Genomic DNA, 18404 nt, shown 5'->3' on the forward strand with positions numbered 1-18404 from the left:
GCGTGTGATGAGTCACCATCCGCTCCGGTCATTCTCCGGTGAGCGAACTGATGAAGGTGTAATTGTTTGTCAGACCGTTTTCGAAGGTGTATCCAGACCTGAAGGCACTGAGGCGCTTACCATCGTCGGTCACTATTGCCCAGTAGCGGAGCGATACCGTGTTCGAGCCAACCTGGCAGCTTTGTGTGGCTGGGTCGAGTAGTTCAGCGGTGTTACCTTGCACGCCAAGAGCCCAATTGCAACCATCAGGGGTGTGGGCAACAATCTTGTTGCCGTCGATGCGGTCGATGTGGACCACCCCCACTTCAGGAGCGGCGCTGCCCTTGTCGGTCACCGTGATGTTGTCCAGATTCTGGAAGCTGTATGGATCATAGGTGAACGAGCCGACGAACTTATTCGCTGCGGACTTGTCTCCGTCGCCGGCGACTTTGTGCCGGGAGGGCCGGCCCCTGGTGCCGAAGTTCATCGTGGTGTAGAGCACGTCGCCATTGGGTTGGATGCTCTGCGAGATGATCTGCTCGTATTCGACATCGCCGGCCACCTGCACCGACCATTGTTTGATGCTGTAGTACTGCCCGATGGTCGAGTTGAAACACAACTGGTTCGTGGACGACAGCTCCAGACCGCCGGGCTTCACGGCGAAGTTCCAGGTGCACCCTTGGTCGGTGTGCCCGTAAAGGCTGCCGTTCGGCCCCGGAGAGAAATCGATCCACCCGACCTGGGGAATGCTCAGCGGGAGCGGCAGCTGCGGATTCTGGCTGCAGGAGGTTCCACCGTCCCGGCACGCCAGCACGGCGACATTGTTTCCCGTGGCCGGATCCGGCTGATCATAGTTCCACCGGCCGAGATATCTTTCCCCAAGGCGAGCAGATGGATTGCCCTGAGAGATGGATGCCTGGGCAAGTCCGGCAGGAACGTTTGCCGCCGGTCGCGAGGACGCCGCCGCCACACCCACAGGAACCCCGAAAGCGAGGAGGACGGCTAGGCCGAACAGCAAGGCCGTCCATAGTCGAATGCGCAGGCCGTGTTGCCGCCGAGCACCGGCGGACCCTTGTTGGTAAAACACAACAACTCCTTCATATGGCTTGTGCTATTGATCAAAGCCCCCGCGGAACGGTCGGCACGAGCAAGTCGCCGGACCCTTCGTGCCTCATCCCAGAAGCAGTGACGCCGCAACGAAAACAGCCGACGGACGACGCAATCAACGGCCTGCTGAATGGCAAGGGCTAAGAGGCGGCTCTCTCGCCCGATGCCATGCGTTTGAGCAGACGACGGGTTTCCCATTGGTCTGCTATATGTAGCGCGGGGTCGGTGGCAGGGCACGACGCCACTCGAGTAGACGCCGACGGCGCGAGGGGAAGCCTCGGGTCATCGAGGCGTGAGCTTGACGACCTGCGCACTTTCAACCCAGGCCAATTGCAGGTCGCATTGGTTGGCGTTCGGTCTTGATCTACGTGGATCCTGCCGAAGTGGACGAATGCCGGCTTCGCGGCCGCCCTGTGCACGTATTCCTTGACGGCGTCGGGCTCAGCGGTCGAAGTCTGGACGTTTGCCATCGGGTGCGCACAGCAGGGTACGCACCAACTGATTGAGCAGTCCCTGCGCGCGCATAGTCCGTACGGCTGAGGTGCTCGGCTTGTCAGTCACTGCTGTGGGTCGCCACCGCAGGCACAGCAGGCAGCGAGGGGGGCTGGTTCGGGTCGCCGGATGGAACCATGCGCAAAACCGCCTCCGGCATCGCGCCGACCGTGAACAAGCGGACGGCTGGCCCGACGGACACGGCGACGAAGGACGCCACAGGCGGAACCTCGACGGGGAGCGGAATAAAGTACTCCCCTGAATGGAAGTGGGAGTCGATCACACGCATCGAGGTGCTCTTTGGCTCGGGCGGCGTGAACGAGACGGCCCACCACACCTCGACGACCACCTGGGCCGGTTCCCGCAAGGTGAGCCGCAACGTCCTCTTTGTCGGGTCGTATGCCACCCCGTTGTCGTCTCCGCCAGTCCACGTGACGCTCTCAACCTGGGCAGCGATGAGACCTGCGATTCCGGCGAGTCCCTGTACGAAGATGACGTGGCCGTTGACCTTGGAGATCTCCTCTCTGAGGTACTCCTTGGTGTTAGCCGGCACCATGCCACCGAAGACGACGACATCGATGTTCGTAGTCTCATACTCGGTCAGCACCTCGTCGAACTGGTTTGTTGCATCTGCGTGGTAGCCCTTGCTGCGCAGGATGTCGGCAGCGTCAAGGATCACGTTTGGGCTTCTACCGATGACCAGTATCCGTGCGGGACCGCTGGCGGTGGGTTCGTTCATGAGCAAGTCTCCTAAACAGAACCAATGTTGGTAGGACCAACTTAGCATATGTTGGCCATACCAACAACCGATCGGCCCACGCATTCGGATGGACCACCCGCCAAGGCGTACTCCCGCCCGCTTTAGGGACCGTCCGATCTGGCGCATAAGCTGGCCCTTCGCTCGCTCGTCGGGTCTCCTCGTGCCGGGTTCGAGCCATACGGCCGCGGCCTTCGCAGTCGCCACAACCGCCTCTTGGCTGCGCCCGACGAGTTGGTGTCGGCGCACGGGTCAAGGTGCACCGCCGAATACGACTGAACGGGCTCTGGCGCTGATCTTGTGGCGTCACGCTGCAGCATGCGTTTGCGGGGGAGGTCGAACGTTGGCGCGGCCGAAGCCCATGCGTTTGATCAGCTTGACGCGGGTGTTATCGCCCTAGACCTGCCCGGAACTCCTGGGGTTGGATAGTCCGGCTGCAACAGCGTCGATGTCGTAGAGCAGTCCATCAGCGAACTGGCGCAGGTGCGACGGGCCAGTGTCACGCACAGCGTCGAATCATGCGGGTAGCCGGCAGCCTTGCAGTTCTTTGAGCGTGGTGGCGAATGCGCGCTCGTCGTGCACGGTGGCTCGGATCTCGGCGAACGCCGTGACCTGGCCGGCGCCGACGCTGCTGGGAGGTCATGACCCACCGTGAGGTAGCTGAGCTCGCGGTGGTGGCGGGGCGATGGTGGAGGTCTTGAGCGGCGCGCTAGTGACCGATCGGACAGGTTGGGGTACATGCGCGGGCGGATACTGGCAAAGACCTCGTCGTGGTGATCGTTGTGTGGAAACTCGATCAACCCCGACGAGGTCTTCCTATATCGTCTTACATCGAATCGGCCGAGGTACGGACAAGACTTCGGCCAACGTACTGAGGTGAACAGGTGATCCGCCGCGCGGCGCTACCACGCGACTGGCGGACGAGTCATCCGAGGATCTGGTAAGCGAACTGCACCTCCAGGTCGCTCGCCGAGGTCGCGTTGAGAACCCGCAGTCGCAGGCGCGGCGGCGTACCACTGCCGTCCACGGTGAACGGTGAGGTCAGCGTCATCGTCTGCGAGGTCGTCGTGGCGCCGATCGCGTCTCCACCCGCGCTTTCACTGTCGGCGTCGAGGCGTACGTCGCAGGTTCCGACGCCCAGTTTGCGGGACACCTTGACGACCCGGATCCGCTGGCCGTCCAGGTAGAGCAGGTTGCCGAAGTCGTAGAGCCCATCGGCGACTGCTCCGGTGACGCGAGCCACGAGGCGGCCGTCGATCTGCTCGACCCCCTTGTTCCCACTGAACCTCGTCTGCCCGGTGATCGATCCGGTGATCGCGTACGGGCCGACCAGGTTGCCGTTGAGGTCGTTGTCGGCGACCAGCACGTCCGGTGCGGCGCTGACGATCCCGTAGTCCTGCCGGTTGATCCCGTCGGCCAGCCCGCCGATAGCGTTGCCCACCACGACGACGCGGCTAGCCGCCGACCGGATGTTGACGCCGGTCCCATGCCGGTATGCGCTGCCACCGCCGGTGTACGAGTGGGCGAACTGGACGGGCATCTCGAACGCCGTGGTACTGACGACGTCGACGGTCCACTTGCCGTTGGCCTCGGTCGTGCCGGTGAGGTCCAGGACCGAGATCCGGTCACCGGTCTCCCAGCCGTGCTCGGCGCCGGTGGTGAGCCGGACTCTCCCGCCGCTGCCGGCGGCTGCTCCGGTGATGGTGCGGGCGAACGCCGGGTGTGCCGTACGCCCGTTGTTGCCGATGACACAGCCGGTCACGGTGACTCGGGTGGATGCGATGTCGAGCCCGTTGTGCCCGCAGCCGCGGATGATGCAGCCGGTGAAGGTGGCGGTGCCGGTGAAGCCGTCGGTGATCCGCACGTTGCTGAGCTCGTTGTCGGCGGAGATGTAGACGTTGGCGAATTGGGCTTGTGCGCCGGCTTCGAGGAGCACCGGGTAGCCGTGGCCGTTCTCGAAGCCGCCCCCTTCGAAGTAGAGGAACTTCGGGTACGAGCCGCCGGTGCTGTTCTTGAGCCAGATGCCGTGCCTCCCGAACAGGACCGCGACGGCGAAGAACTTGATCGATCCGCCGAGCCCGTCGATCACGAGGTTGTCGACGCCGGTGTTGGCGGGACCGGCCGCGATGCCGCATTGGACGAACTCGATCGGGTCGGCCCGGGAGGTGTCGCCGACGCCGTTGAGCAGGATGACGTACTGCCCGTTGAAGCCGTTCCAGACGCAGTTGCGGAACCGGATGGTGTTGCACGCGCGCAGTGTCATGCCGTTGTAGCCGTCCTTGAAGCGGACGTTGATGAACGACACCATGTAGTTGCGGTCGCTGCCGGCTGCCTCGGTCGCCACCAGGCTGCCGCCGGTCAGGCCGGAGCCGCGGACGACGAGGTCGCGCATCCCACCACCGTGGACGTTCTTGAGCCGGAAGCCGTCGGCGTTCCCGGTCGCCACGATGTACTGCGTCGCGTAATCGTCGACGTCGGTCGCCCCCGCGCCTTGGAACAGGATCGGGATCGAGGTGATCTCGATCGTGGACTCCAGGCGTACCTTGCCGGGGCCGGTCTCGATGATGCCGCCGGTGGGCAGGGCGGCGACGGCCGCGCGTACTTTCGGCGAGTCGTCGACGTCGCCGACGCCGGTCCAGCCGAACCAGGCGAGGTCGATGCGGGCTTCGACGGGGCGTTTCCAGCGTCCGGTGGCAGTCCCGGTCACGGCGATGACGGTGCCGCCGTCGTCGGCCTCGGTCGCGTCGGCGTCCCAGTAGAAGACTCCGCCGCCGACGCCGGGCCGGTCGGCGTGGTACCCCACCACGTGGGCCTGTTCGCCGTCGGCTGCTCCAGCGGTGGCGCGCAGGTCCTCGACGCTGAGGTAGCCGTCTCCGGCGGCCAGCCGTTTCTTCGGGGCCGAGGCGGATCCCAGTGTGGCGGCCGACGCGCTGCCCGGGATCGCCTGGCTGCCGGCCAGTGCGGCGCCGGCCAGGCCGAGCGCTGCCAGGGCTTGCCGGCGGCCGGTGCGGCGGTTCACTGCGGCCTCCGCGGCAGCGAACGCGTCATCAGCCGGCGACGGGACGGCTGGAGAACTTGGCGAGGTGTCGTGCATCTTCGTGCCTCCTCGAATGCGCAGGCGGCATCGCGGCGGGACGGGTGTCCCGGCCGGTGCGGCTGCGGTGGTTAGGGGTGAGCGGGGTCAGCCCTTGACGGCTCCGACGACCACGCCCTTGGCGAAATGCTTCTGCAGGAACGGGTAAACCAGGCAGATAGGGACGAGTGAGACGACCAGAATCGCCATCTGCAGGGACTGCTGCGGCGGGACGACCTCGCCAGGCAGGTCGGTCCCGATGGCCGTGTTGTCGACGACATAGGTGCGCAGCACCAGACTCAGCGGCCACTTGTCCGGGTCGTTGATGTACAGCAGCGCGTTGAAGAAGGCGCTCCAGTACGCCACCGCCTGGAACAGGCCGACGACGGCCAGCACTGCCTTGGAGAGGGGCAGCATGATCCGGGTGAGGATCTGCAGCTCACTGGCGCCGTCGATGCGCGCGGCGTCGATGATCTCGCGTGGCACCTCCATGAAGAAGGCGCGCACGATGATGACCTGGAAGGCGGAGACCACGGGCGGCAGGATCAGCGCCCACCAGGAGTCGATCAGCCCGAGCTGTTTAATGAGCAGATAGTTCGGGATCATGCCGGCGTTGAACAGCATCGTGATCAGCACCAGCATGAGCAGCGGCCGGTGACCGAAACTGCCCGGCCTGGACAGGGAGTAGGCCAGCAGCGCGACGACCGCCATCGACAACAGCGATCCCACCAGCGTGATCCCGATGGAGACGAGGGTGGCCCGGGTGACCGCGCCGCCTCGGAAGATCGCCGCGTACGCGTCGAGGGACGGATGCGAGGGCCACAGCACATAACCCCCGGCCTTGGTGATCTGCTCCTGGTCGGCCAGCGACGTGGAGATGACCCCGATGAACGGGATCGCCACGGCGGCGCAGCAGATCAGCAGCACGACCCCCTTGAGCGCCCGGACGACCGGGTTGGGCGCGGGCGCGCCGTTGACCAGTTTGGGCGTGCGGGCGGTACGCCGGACCGTCCTCGATCGGGAAGCCAGAGTCACCATTTTGAGTAGATTCCTCTCTCCCCGAACAGGTGCGCGATCTTGTTGGCGATGAGCACGAGTGCCAGCCCGACGACGCCCTTGACCAGGCCGACCGCGGCGGCCATGCCGAAGTTGCCGTCGAGGATGCCGCGGTTGTAGACGTAGGTGTCGAGAACCTCGGAGACGTCTTGGCCGACTGCCGCCTGTTGCAGGTAGATCTGCTCGAAGCCGACCGAGAGGACGTCGCCGAGGCGCAGGATCAGCAGCAACACGACGACCGATCGGATCGCCGGGAGGGTCACGTGCCACAGCTGCCGCAGGCGGCCGCCGCCGTCGACGGCGACCGCCTCGAACAGTTCAGTGTCGACGCGGGAGATCGCGGCGAGGAAGATGATCGTGCCCCAGCCGACGTCCTTCCAGATCGCCTGGCTGGTGATCAGCGGCAGGAACAGGTCGGCGTTGCCGATGAGGTGCAGCATCGGCAGGTCGTGGACGCGGGCCCAGGTGTTGTAGAGCCCGGCATTGCCCAGCATCTGCTGGAACAGCGCCACCACGATCACCCAGGACATGAAGTGCGGCAGGTAGAGCACCGACTGCACGACCCGTTTGATCTTCTCCGAGAGCAGGCTGTTGAGCAGCAGCGCCAGCGCGATCGGAATCGGGAAGACCACCACCACCTGGATCAGCGAGATGATCAGGGTGTTGGTCAGGGCGTTGAGGAACGCCGGGTCGCCTTCGTAGATGACGCGGAAGTTGGCGAAGCCGACCCAGGGCGCCTCCCAGATCGTCAAGTAGGACCGGTAGTCCTTGAACGCGATGACGTTCCCGGCCAGCGGCACGTAGTGGAACAGCACCACCAGCAGGATGCCGGGCAGGCCCAGCATCAGCAGGAACCAGTCCCGCCGCAGCCGTCGCATCATCGTCGTCCTCACCTACTCGCTCTACTTGGTGGTTTGTGCTTTTTCGAATTCGGCGCGCGCGGCGTCGCCACCGGCCTTCTTCCACGCCGCCACCGCCTCGTCCCAGTACGCGGCGGGCTTGCGGCCCGAGACGATGTCGAGCTCGGCCGCGTCGATGATCTTGCTCATCTCACCGGCCTTGTCAACCGCCGTCGCCGAGTAGAGGCCCTCGGCCGGGCTGCGCAGGAGAGTCGGGACGACCTTCTCCTGGTACGCCCGCTGGGCGTCCACCCGTGCGCGGTCGCCGGGCCCGAGGACGGGCGGGGCGTCGATGATGTACTCCAGCGGCAGCTTGACCTCGACCTTGCCCTTGTCGGTCAGGACCGGCTTGCCGTTCTGCATCGTGTAGTGCGTGCCCTCGACGCCGAATTTGCGGAACATGTATTCCGTCGTCCCGAGCGGGGCGGCCAGCCAGTCGCAGATCTTCAGCAGCTGCTTGATCCGGGCCTTGTCGCCCTTCTTGAACGCGGTGATCGCGAACGCCGCGGCTCCGGCCGGATGCTGGGCGACGCCGCCCCCGTCGGCCTTCGGCGCCGGCATCGCACCGATCTCCACTTTGTAGGCGGCGGCCATGGTGTCCCAGGCGGCGTACCCGTCGCCGTGGAGCGCGATCGTGCCGTTGCCGAACAGGTCGCGTACCTGGAGTTTCCCACCGAGGCTGTCCGGGTGGAACAACCCCTTCTTGTACAGCTCGGCTGTGCGGGCGACCGCTTCCTTGCGCTGCTCGGTCTCGTACTCGGAGACGAACTTCCCGCCGTCCACCCGCCAGGTGTTCGGCACGCCCAGCATGGTGCCGACGAAGACGATGACGCGCTTGACGCCGCCGAAGGCCCACTTGTTCGACTTGGCGTCGGTCAGGCCCTCGGCCAGCGTCACGAACTCGGCGTAGCTGGCCGGGGCGCTGTTCAGTCCTCGGGCTCGGATGAGGTCGTCCCGCGAGAAGAAGATGGTCCCGGCGACGCCGCGCGGGATCGGCACGCCGTAGATGCCGCCGCCGTACGCGGTCGGCAGCCAGGCGTCCTTGGGGATGTTGGCCAGGAACGGGTAGTCCTTGACCGCGGAGCCCGAGACGAACTCGCTGAGGTCGGCGCACATCCGGGTCAGCACGTCGGCGCGGTGGGCGAGTTTGGCCGAGATCAGCGTCATGTCCGGCAGGTCACCGCCGGCGATGACGGTGGACAGCTTGCTGAGGTAATCGGCCGAGGGCGTCATCGTGATGTCGAGGGTCGTCCCCAGCCGGTTGTTCACCTCCTGCCAGTACGCGTTGGAACCCGCGCTGGGCGGCACCGGGTTGAACATGTTGGTCAGGACGGTCACGTTCCCGAGGCCCTCACCGGGCTTGCTCGTGAACGCGGTCGCGAGGTTCGCCGGGTATTCGTAGAACCCGGCCATCACGCCGTCGGCGGTCGCGGGGAGATCCGGCTTGACCAGCGTCGCCGGGGCGTACTCGGGGAAGGTGACGCTGCCCGCGCCACCGGTGGTGGGCGTGGACGAACTGCCGCAGGCGGCGAGCAGCCCGGACCCGGCGACGGCGGCGGCCGTGCCGCCCGTCAGTGCCAGGAATCGGCGTCGACTCAGAGCGTTATCAGCCATGATCAGTCCTTCGGGGAATCCGTCGGGAAGGGATGCAGGATCAGCGAGATGACCTGCCACGGTCCGATCTCGACGGTCAGCCGGCCGTCGTCGTCCGGGACCAGCCGGCCGAGCTCGCGTTCGTCGGCGGTGCACAAGGTGGCGCCTCCGGGCACCGGCAGCGGGATGCGGGCTGCCCGGCCCGAGAGGTCTTGCAGGCGCAGCAGCAGCCCTTCGCCGGTCCGCGGCTGCGCGACGGTGGCGTGCACCGTCTCCGGCAGGTCCAGGTCCAGCAACGATCCGGTCGCCGGCAACGGCCGCGGATCGACGTCGAACTTGTCCAGCCAGGTGATCTCGGTGGCGGTGGCGGCCGCGCGTACCTCCCGGCCGAAGCGCCCGGCCGCCACCGGGTCGAACGCCGGCAGAGGCGTGAAGGCGTACCGGAGGGTCAGAGTTCCGTCCTGCTCCGGCGGGGTGTTGGTCGGCCAGTAGTTGTTGAGGACCCAGGAGAACAGGCTTGCGCCCGGCCGGAACTGCTCCCGCCATTCGCCGCGAACGATGTCGTCGACGGTGAACAGGGGCGCGTCCGCCGAACTCCAGGCCACCGCCGGACCGTCGTTCTCGGACACCACGACGGCGTGCTGTGTGGTGAACCAGTCGTGGCAGGCGCCGGGCGCGGTGTCGGCCGCCGGATCGATCCAGCCCTGCTGCCGGTCGTAGCGCACTACAGGATCGGTTCCGGCGAACGGGAACGCCACGTATACCGACTCTTTGGCCAGCACCCGGGTCTTGTCGAGGTCGACCGTCACGTCGACCCGGTCGGAGTCGTCGCGCAGCAGCACGTCGACCTCGATCCGGGGCAGGCTCGGTCCGCTCCCCACGGTGCGCAGCCGCCAGCCGTCGTAGGTCCGCCGCAGCCCGATCGGCTGCATCTCGGCCGCTGTCACGGTCAGCTCGGGCGGATCCGCTTTCGGGCGGCGGCCCGACAGCGTGCTGCGCGGAGCGGGCTCGTGCCGGTGCGGTTCGCCGGTGTGCGCAGGCTGGTCGCCGCGGGTCAGCGACACCGGGCCGTTGAGCGCGTACAGCACCTGCCCGAGCGTCCGCTCACGGCTGTCAAGCAACTCCCGCCCGCTCGCGCGGTGGCGCAAGCCGCTGATCGCCCCGGTCGCCGGGTCGAGGGCAACCTCCCACCGCGCGGTGGTCAGGCTCGCCGGGACCGTCTGCCACTCGTCCTGGTCCGCGGCCGGCCGCCCGGTGGACCCGTCCTCGGATCCAGGCGTGAGCGTACGCCCAGCGCCGAGTGCCAGCGCCCGATAGCCGAAGGCCGGCACCCCGGGGACGGTGACCCGCAGCCGTTTGAGCCCATTGCAGTCGGCCGTCACCTCGCCGGGCAGCCCGTCGGGGCTGCCGTGCAGGGTCTCCAACTCGACGTCGACGTCGCGCGCCCAGCCGAGCGGGTTGTGCACGAGCAGCGTCGGCCCGGTCGTGCTGACCAGTTCGCCGAGTTGGCTGAGCGCCCGGCGGGTCTCGTCCGTCGCGATCCGGTACGCGGTGTGCACCTGGTGCCGCTTCCAGTCGAGCTGGTCGCCGACCTGGTGGCCGTGCGGATGCGCGTTGCCGTGTGCCCACGTCCAGGTGTGCTCGCAGCCGTAGAGCGCGCCTTCCCAGGCGGTGTCCAGAGCTGCGCGATGCGGCCGATAGCCGGGTTCGGCGAGGCCGACCAACGCCGCGAGCCCCTCCGCGGCGGGCAGGGCGGACTGCGTACGCCGGTGCTCGGCGGCCACGGTGGCGCCGGTGCCGACCCCGTCCTCCCAGTAGGAGCCGCCGTCGCCGCGCCAGACGGGCAGCCGCTCTGCCAAGGGGCGTACGGCGTCGAGGTATCCGGCCATCGTCGACACGACCAGCCTCGGGTACGCGTACCGCTCGTTCCAGCGGGCGGCGAACCCGGCGTCACCGTCACCGAGATCCTCGTTGTCGGCGTGCGTGCCGATGACGGCCAGATCGCTGGGCAGGTAGTCGGGCCGGTCGTAGCGGGCGAGCAGCCGGGTGAAGGCGTGCGCTCCCCCGGCGACGGTCTGCGGGTCGCCCACCATGAACCGCAGCTGCGAGTAGGTGTCGGAGAAATGCGTCAGGATCTGCGAGCCGTCGACGCCCTCCCACATGACCGGGCTGGCCAGGTGCTGGGCGTCGCTGTCGGCGTTGCCGCCCCGGTGGTGGTTCTCGATCCCGACGAAGGCGTCGATACCGAGCGCTCGCACCATCGACGGGATCGCCGCGGAGTACGACGGGACGTCGGTGAGGTTGGCGTACTCGATCGGGACGCCGTGGTCCTCCCGTAGCCGCGCCGCCGCGTACGCCGCCCGGTAGACCTCTTCCAGGCTGGCGATGCCGGACAGGAACAGGCTGTGGAAGGCGTTGACCGTCAGCCGGCCCGCCCGCAGCGCCGCGAGCACCTGCTCCGAGCGCTGCGCCGACCGGGTCGCGAGGTACTCCCCCACGATCAGCGAACCGTCGACCGAGAAGGCGAAGCCGGGGTCGGCGGCGAGTGCGTCGAGCGCCCGGTCGAGGTTGCGGCTGTGCAGCTCCAGCACCTTGCCCTGCACATCGGTGTAGCCGACGTCCAGGTGCACGTGCGGGATGAGGTGCAGGCTCCACTGGCGGGCCGGGCGCAGCTCGAACTCCTGTTCCGGTCCGCCGTCGATGCTGACCGTCGCCCTCACCGGTTCGGTGAGCTCCGGCACCGGGAACCGTACGCGGACGTCGCCGAAATCGCGGTCGCCCCGGCGCAGCTGCACCGGATACGTCCGCTGCTTCAGGCGTACCAACGCTTGGGCGGCAGTGGACCGGGCCGGCGCCGAGACGGTGAGCTCGACCAGCGGGGAGCCGTCGTGCAGGTAGAGCGGGGTCGCGGTGAGCGTGACACCGGTCGTGGCTGGACGGTCCGCGGGTCGGAGCGTGATCTCGTGCCAGACGACGCCGCTGCCGAAGTGGTGGCCGAACTGTTCGCGGTGACGCGGGGGTGGGCCGCTCTCCGCCGGCACCGGGCCGGTCGCCGCCGCCTCGTCGAGCACGGTCGTGATCGTGAGGCGATGATCGCCGGGGCCGAGCCAGGCGGCGGGCAGCCACACGTCGAGCGTGACCTCGCCCGCGATCGGACCGTGCCGGTAAGTCTCCGAGCGGTCGTCCCGGCGCACACGGGGGTGGAAGAACCCGCGATGCGTTCCGTCGACCACGATGGACAGATCGGGGCACGGGCCGTGACCTGCCGCGAACTCCAGGCGCAGCACGCATCCGTCGGCGGGCGCCGGCTCCGCGAGGTGGAACACGAGCTCGACGGTGTGCGGCCGCCAGCCGGACGAGGCGTCGAGCGGCCCCGGCTGGAAGGCCGGATCGGGCCGGGCGAGCGTGATCGGCAGCACGGCTACTCCAGCCCGGGGAGGGTCAGGACGCTGCCGTGTTCGCGCAACGCGGCCGCCAGCTGCGGATAGTCGTAGTCCTGCACCGCCCGGCCGGTGCCTAGCGACTGGGCGGCGAGTTCACCGGCGGCCTCGCCGAGCATCCCGTAGTTGGGCTCCATGCGCGGCGAGGTGTAGCCGATGTGGCTGGCCGAGAAGCAAAGCGGCACCGCGATGTTCTCGACACCACCATGAGCTGGGAACAGCACCTCGGCCGGGATCTGATAAAGGTCGACCGGCGGATTGCTCTCGGTGCCGGACAGCGTGCCCTCGCCGACGATCGTGTCGTCGCCCTCGGCGTAGTACTGGACGATGTGACTGTCCATTCCATACTTCCAACAGCAGACCGGCGTCGCCTTGGTGTTGCCCGGCTTGAGCAGGTCGTGCTGGGTCAGCACGTGCGCGCCGAGTAGGCGGCGGGCCTCGCGGATGTAGAGCGCGTGCGGGAAGCCGGCCCCGTGTGGACTGTCGGTGAACTCGTCGGCGGGCAGGCCGAACGTTTGGGTGTCGGCCCGGAAGCTCTCGGGTAGCGACGGGTCGTTGGCCAGCCAGTGGAGCATTCCCTGATGCCAGCGGACGTGCTCGGCGATGACCTCGTCGCGCCGGGCCCAACTGCCGTCCGGGTAGTCCCACGAGGCCCCGGGCAGATCGAACCCGATGAACAGCGCCTGGTTGGTCTGGTACTTGCCGTTCGGCAGCAGGGCCGTGTGGGTCACGATGTCCGACAGCCCCTTGACCCCCCGCTGCTCCAGCAGCTGCCCGAGGTACGCGTAGAGCCTCGGGTCGTAGCCCTCGGGTTTCGGGAAGGGCAACCGGTCGGGACCGGTCGAAAGCACGCCTCGGAAGTTGTAGGCCTGCGTCTTCTCGTCGGCCTCACCCGCCCGCTGCGGCGGGACCGGCTTGACCGGATAGAGATTCCCGGGCCGGAAGCTGCGCCGCCGGTACGCCTGCACCGGCTGGAACCCGGCGAGGGGCTCCCCATACTTGTCGTGTCCTTCCCGGCCATACGCGTACGGCACGCCGGCCGCCGCCATCAGGTCGCCCTCGTAGGAGGCGTCGATGAAGAACCGTGCCCGGATGCCCCTCACCGCCTGGATGCGGCCGCCGACGACGTCTACATCGGATGCGCCGTGAAGGCGTTCGTTGAGGCGTACGGTGGCCTGAGCCTCGGCGATCAGGTCGTGGCTGACCTGCTCGGCCACCTTGGGCTCGAACCGGTACGCCGCACCGTCGAGTCCGTAGGCCCGTCCGATGCCCTCGAAGAACCGGGTGAGAGTGAGCCCTGCCAGCGCCTCGATGACGTTGGGGCAGTCGGATTTGACCAGGCCGCCCGCGACGATACCGCCGACGTGCCCAGTCGGCTCCAGAATGACGGATCGGTAGCCGCGCATCCGCAACCGCAGGGCCGCCATGATCCCGGCTAGGGTCGCGCCATAGATGACGACGTCGGGATTGTCCACCGTGTCCACCGCGTTCATCAGGCGACCTTCACCCGGCGCTCGGGCATGGCCAGCAGCGGAGTAGAGTTCTTCGAGGCTTGTGAGGGCCGGGTGCGGCGTACGTCGTCGGGCCAGGCGATCGGGATGCCGAGCGTCTGTGTGAGCAGATTCTGGTAGTCCTCTGTGAGGCGGGGCGAGTCGGCGACCGCGTGCGGTTCGGTGCCCTGCCGCAGGCAGTACGCCGCCAGCGCCCCGACTGCCTCGCCGATGCTCCACTCCACCGGGTGCAGGCGGTAGCAGCCGTTGGTGATGTGCGTGGTCCCGATGTTCTTGCAGGCCGGTAGAAGGTTGCGCATCCGTACTGGAATGAGCGCGCTCAGCGGGATCTGGAACGGGTAGCACTCCAGGTTCACGTAGTTCACCCCGGCAGTGCTGGGGTGCAGATCGATGTTGTAGTGCCCGACGCCGACCGCGTCCGCGAACAGCTCCGAACCGCCGCCCTCGGGCCGGTCCACCACGGCGACGTGCTGCTCCAGCACCGTGAACCGGGCCTTGATCCGGCGCGATTCCCGGATGTAGGCGTACTTGGCGAGGCCGTCGTCGGTGCCGGTGAGGTCGGGCCGCAGCTTCAGGCCCGGGTAGCCGTGGCCGCCGTCGTGCCGGGGCGCCTCGGTCTGCATCCAGTGCAGATAGGACAGTGATAGCTCCTTGCACCGTTGGAGAGCCCGGGCCCGGGCGGCATCGTCGACGCCCGGGCCGATCAGGGGCGCTTCCCAGTAGTCGATGTTGGGCCAGTTCACCAGGGTGATGTCGGTGTCGACGAGGTCGCGGCGGAACTGGCTGCGCGCCCGGATGCGCCGGAAATGCCACAGGTCCGGCAGGCGTACGCCGTCGAGGTCGCCCTCGAAGATCCGGTTCTCCTTGCCCGCGTTCGTGTGGATGTCGATCTTGAACCAGGACAGCTGCGGCCCCGGCCAGAACGGGTCGACGTGGGTCTTCCAGTGGTCGTAGGAGGCGGGCTGGTCGATGACGTGGTCCTCGCCCGGCCGGTACTCCAGCGGAAAGGTCCAGGTGATGGACTGCTGATCGGTCCAGTCCGGCTCGGGCGCGGCGAACGGCTCTCCGGTCTGATCCTGTGACTCCGCGCCGATGACGTGCTCGACCCCGGCGACTTCCAGCAGGTCGCCCAGCTCGGTGGCGTCGGCGACGAGCTTCGCGGTGATGGTGCGTTGTTTCCCGGTCACCTCGTCGCGCAGCGTGACGGCTTTGACACTGTCGCCGTCGGTGTCGGCGCTGACGGGAACGTGGCGGTAGAGGATCGTGATGCGCCCGGCCGACACGTAGGCGGCCAGCATCTCGTCGATGACGGCCACACCCACGCGAGGTTCGTGGCAGAGCCGGCTAACGTTGCCCAGGCCCGGGTTGAGCGTCGGGTCGGCCGCAGCCTCCGGCAGCAGCGGGTAGTTGCGGCGATAGTAGTCGCGGACGCGTTCGCGCAGCTCTCGGTACCCAGGCGAGATGTGCTCCGTCTCGATCCAGGGGTGCTCGTCGGACGGCACCGCCTGCGCGGTGAGCTGGCCGCCGAGCCAGTCGGTCTCCTCGGTCAGGACGACGCGGCGGCCCAGTCGCGCGGCGGTCAACGCCGCGGCGACGCCGCCCAAGCCTCCGCCGACCACCAGAAGGTCGGTCTCCAGCTCGGTCGCCATGCTCATGCCGGTGTCCCCTAACTTGCTAATATATTGGCGGCCATCAGGGTCGCCCAAGATTGCGGCTACGTTACATCGCTTCGTCGTGGTGATGTCAAGACGTTGGTACGCAGCAGATTTGGGCACGATTCCATTTCGCGAAATTAGCAAATATTAGCTATGTACAGTGCTCGGATCGGGGTGTTAGAAATCCGGGCATGACTTCGCCGCTCCCCGGATTGCGCTATCACCTCTCGCCTTCGGCGTCGTCCGGCGAGACCATGCCGTCCCACGAGACGGTCTCGGACGTGGTGGTCTACGGCGCGACCTCCGGAGGCGTGACGGCAGCGGTCCGGGCAGCCCGCGACGGGCACTCGGTGACCCTTCTCGCCTTCGACGACCATGTCGGCGGCCTGAGCAGTGGCGGTCTCGGCGAGACCGACGTCGGCCGGGCGTCCACCGTGGGCGGGCTGGCCCTCGCGTTCTATCGCGCGGTCGGTGTCGCGTACGGGGTGCCGGACGTGCACTGGCGCGTGGAGTCCCACGTCGCGGAGACGATCTTCGTGGACTGGCTGGCTTCCGCCGGAGTCAGCGTGTTGCATCGTCAGCACCTCTGCGGTGTCACGCTGTCCGGGGATCGGCTGGCTGAGCTGCATACGGACGACGGCGGGCGGCATCGCGCCAAGGTTTTCGTCGACGCCTCCTACGAGGGCGACCTGATGGCGGCGGCCGGGGTGTCGCACACCATCGGCCGGGAGGCGTCGGCGGTCTACGGCGAAACACTCGGCGGAGTGCAGCCCAGCTCCAGCCATCAGTTCACCGTCCCGGTCGATCCCTACGTCGTCCCTGGCCAACCTGCGTCCGGCGTGGTGCCAGGAGTGTCCGCCGACGCGTACGGGACGATCGGCGACGGCGACGAACGAGTGCAGGCGTACACCTTCCGGCTGCACGTGACCGACGCAGCCGACCGAGTGCCCTACCCGGAGCCCGACGGCTATGATCCCGGCCGCTACGAACTGCTCCGGCGCTATATCGAGGCAGGCGTCTTCGAGCTGTACGGGCGGACGACGCGCGTCCGCGGCGACGTCTACGACATGAACAATCACGGAGCCGTCTCCTCCGACCACATCGGAGCGAATTACGCATGGCCGGCCGCTGTGTCGTTGTCGGCCAGGTCCTCCCTGCCTGATCAGGCAACGGCGGCCGCAGCTGGGTATGCCCGACGCGAAGCGATCTTCGCCGACCACATCCGGTATCAGGCGGGCCTGCTGCACTACCTGACCTCCACCCGCTCCCTGCCATCCGCGATCCGCTCGGCGGCCCAGGCGTACGGGCTCGCGCCCGGCGAATTCGCGGAGACCGCACACTGGCCGCATCAGCTCTACATCCGTGAGGCGCGCCGGATGGTCTCCGACTACGTGATCACCCAGCACGACGCGACTTCTCGGTCGGGCGTAGACGATCCGGTGGCGCTCGCCTCGTACGTGATGGACTCGCACAACGCCAAGCGCGTCGTGGTCGACGGACGTCCGGTGAACGAGGGCAACGTGCAGCATCCGCTGGCCGCGCCGATGGGTGTGCCGTATCGGGCGCTGGTTCCGCGTACCGGTGAGTGCTCGAACCTGCTCGTCGCGTCGGCGATCTCGGCCTCACACGTCGCCTTCGCTTCGGTACGCATGGAACCGGTGTTCATGATGCTCGGCGAGGCGGCCGGCTGCGCTGCCGGACTGGCCGCCACCACCGGGTCCGGCGTACGCGACGTCGACTATGAGACCCTTCGCAAGCAGTTGCTCGCCGGTGGAGCGATCCTGTCGGGAGGAGTCAGGTGAACGGGGAACGCGGCATGATCCGGCAGTCCGACATCGCCCGCGAGGCGGGTGTCTCCCAGTCCACGGTTTCGCAGGTGCTGCGAGGGGCCGGCGACCTGAGCCGGATCTCCGTCGAAACCCAACGGCGTGTGCTGTCGGCCGCCAAAAGGCTGCGCTATACCACCAGTCCACAGCAGCGTACGGCGGTTGAGAAGCGCCACGCTCCGCCGCTGCTGGGCGTGCACACCTTCGAACCCATCTTCCCGACCAGCGCAGGGGACTACTACTTCGAGTTCCTTCAGGGCATCGAGGAGCAGGCCGGGGTCGAGGGCTGCAACCTCGTGCTCTTCACGGCCGCGCGGGACGAGGCAGGCGTACGCCGCATCTACCGCGGTGACGTGAACGGACTCGGCCAGGCGGCCGGCAGCGTGATCCTCGGCCACCGGGCGCACCAGGACGACCTGGCCCGGCTGGCCTCCGACGCGCACCCCTTCGTCTACATCGGGCATCGCGAGGTGCCCGGCTTCGAGATCAGCTACGTCGGCGGCGACTACCGCTCGGCCACCGGCCGCATCGTGGACGACCTTGTCGCGCTGGGGCACCGCACGTTCGCGTACCTCGGCGAGGCAGTCCGTTACGAGCCCCAAGCCGACCGATGGGACGGCTTCTCCGCCGCGCTCGACCGCTTCGGGCTCACCGTGCCGGTCCCCGCGTACACCCAGCCGGATGAGCTGGCGACCCAATGGCTCGACAGCGCCCTGGCCGCCGGAACGACCGCCGTCCTCGTGGAATCGGTCAGTCTTCTGCGGGTACTGCACGCCATCATCGGGTTGCGCGGACTGTCCGTGCCCGACGACGTTTCCATCGTGCTGCTCGTCGACGACACCGGCGGGCCCGGCGCGTGGGCCTCCATGCACGTGCCCCGCAACGCCATGGGGCGGCGGGCCGTGCGGCTGCTGACCACGCTGCTCGCCGACCCCGCCGGCGACTATGAGCGGCAGATCCTGCTGCCATGCGCGCATACCCTGGAGCCCTCGGTCGCGCCACCGCGGCACAGCTGA

At 67.8% G+C, this 18404-nt stretch carries 11 protein-coding genes; 2 read left to right on the top strand and 9 right to left on the bottom strand.

Annotation, left to right across the window (positions count from 1 at the left end; genetic code table 11):
- Positions 1–28 precede the first annotated feature (28 nt).
- The 9 genes from AB0M47_RS18000 to AB0M47_RS18040 form a co-directional block, all read right to left on the bottom strand.
- On the bottom strand, positions 29–1066 hold the full coding sequence (locus AB0M47_RS18000; RefSeq protein ID WP_363414554.1) for a hypothetical protein: 1038 nt from the start codon (positions 1064–1066) through the stop codon (positions 29–31).
- 573 nt (positions 1067–1639) lie between these two features.
- Complete coding sequence (locus AB0M47_RS18005; protein WP_363414557.1) at positions 1640–2317, bottom strand: hypothetical protein; 678 nt, start codon at positions 2315–2317, stop codon at positions 1640–1642.
- 943 nt (positions 2318–3260) lie between these two features.
- Positions 3261–5354 (bottom strand): hypothetical protein, encoded by a 2094-nt coding sequence (locus AB0M47_RS18010; protein WP_363414560.1) that lies wholly within the window; start codon positions 5352–5354, stop codon positions 3261–3263.
- Positions 5355–5516: 162 nt separating this feature from the next.
- Positions 5517–6446, bottom strand: a complete 930-nt coding sequence (locus AB0M47_RS18015) for a carbohydrate ABC transporter permease (RefSeq protein ID WP_363414563.1) — start codon at positions 6444–6446, stop codon at positions 5517–5519.
- Positions 6440–7357 (bottom strand): ABC transporter permease subunit, encoded by a 918-nt coding sequence (locus tag AB0M47_RS18020; RefSeq protein ID WP_363414565.1) that lies wholly within the window; start codon positions 7355–7357, stop codon positions 6440–6442. The genes AB0M47_RS18015 and AB0M47_RS18020 overlap by 7 nt, the downstream gene beginning before the upstream one ends.
- A gap of 9 nt (positions 7358–7366) precedes the next feature.
- Complete coding sequence (locus AB0M47_RS18025; protein ID WP_363414567.1) at positions 7367–8977, bottom strand: extracellular solute-binding protein; 1611 nt, start codon at positions 8975–8977, stop codon at positions 7367–7369.
- Between the two features lie 2 nt (positions 8978–8979).
- Positions 8980–12375, bottom strand: a complete 3396-nt coding sequence (locus tag AB0M47_RS18030) for a hypothetical protein (protein WP_363414569.1) — start codon at positions 12373–12375, stop codon at positions 8980–8982.
- 2 nt (positions 12376–12377) lie between these two features.
- Positions 12378–13889 carry an FAD-dependent oxidoreductase gene (locus AB0M47_RS18035; protein ID WP_363414572.1) on the bottom strand — a complete coding sequence of 504 codons (1512 nt, stop codon included), beginning with the start codon at positions 13887–13889 and terminating at the stop codon, positions 12378–12380.
- Complete coding sequence (locus AB0M47_RS18040; protein WP_363414575.1) at positions 13889–15562, bottom strand: FAD-dependent oxidoreductase; 1674 nt, start codon at positions 15560–15562, stop codon at positions 13889–13891. Before AB0M47_RS18040 ends, AB0M47_RS18035 begins: the two co-directional genes overlap by 1 nt.
- A gap of 191 nt (positions 15563–15753) precedes the next feature.
- On the opposite strand from AB0M47_RS18040, the gene AB0M47_RS18045 reads away from it, so the two are divergent.
- Positions 15754–17364 carry an FAD-dependent oxidoreductase gene (locus tag AB0M47_RS18045; protein WP_363414578.1) on the top strand — a complete coding sequence of 537 codons (1611 nt, stop codon included), beginning with the start codon at positions 15754–15756 and terminating at the stop codon, positions 17362–17364.
- Positions 17361–18404 (top strand): LacI family DNA-binding transcriptional regulator, encoded by a 1044-nt coding sequence (locus AB0M47_RS18050; protein ID WP_363414581.1) that lies wholly within the window; start codon positions 17361–17363, stop codon positions 18402–18404. The genes AB0M47_RS18045 and AB0M47_RS18050 overlap by 4 nt, the downstream gene beginning before the upstream one ends.

This window comes from Hamadaea sp. NPDC051192, from assembly GCF_040682475.1.
GTDB lineage: Bacteria > Actinomycetota > Actinomycetes > Mycobacteriales > Micromonosporaceae > Hamadaea > Hamadaea flava.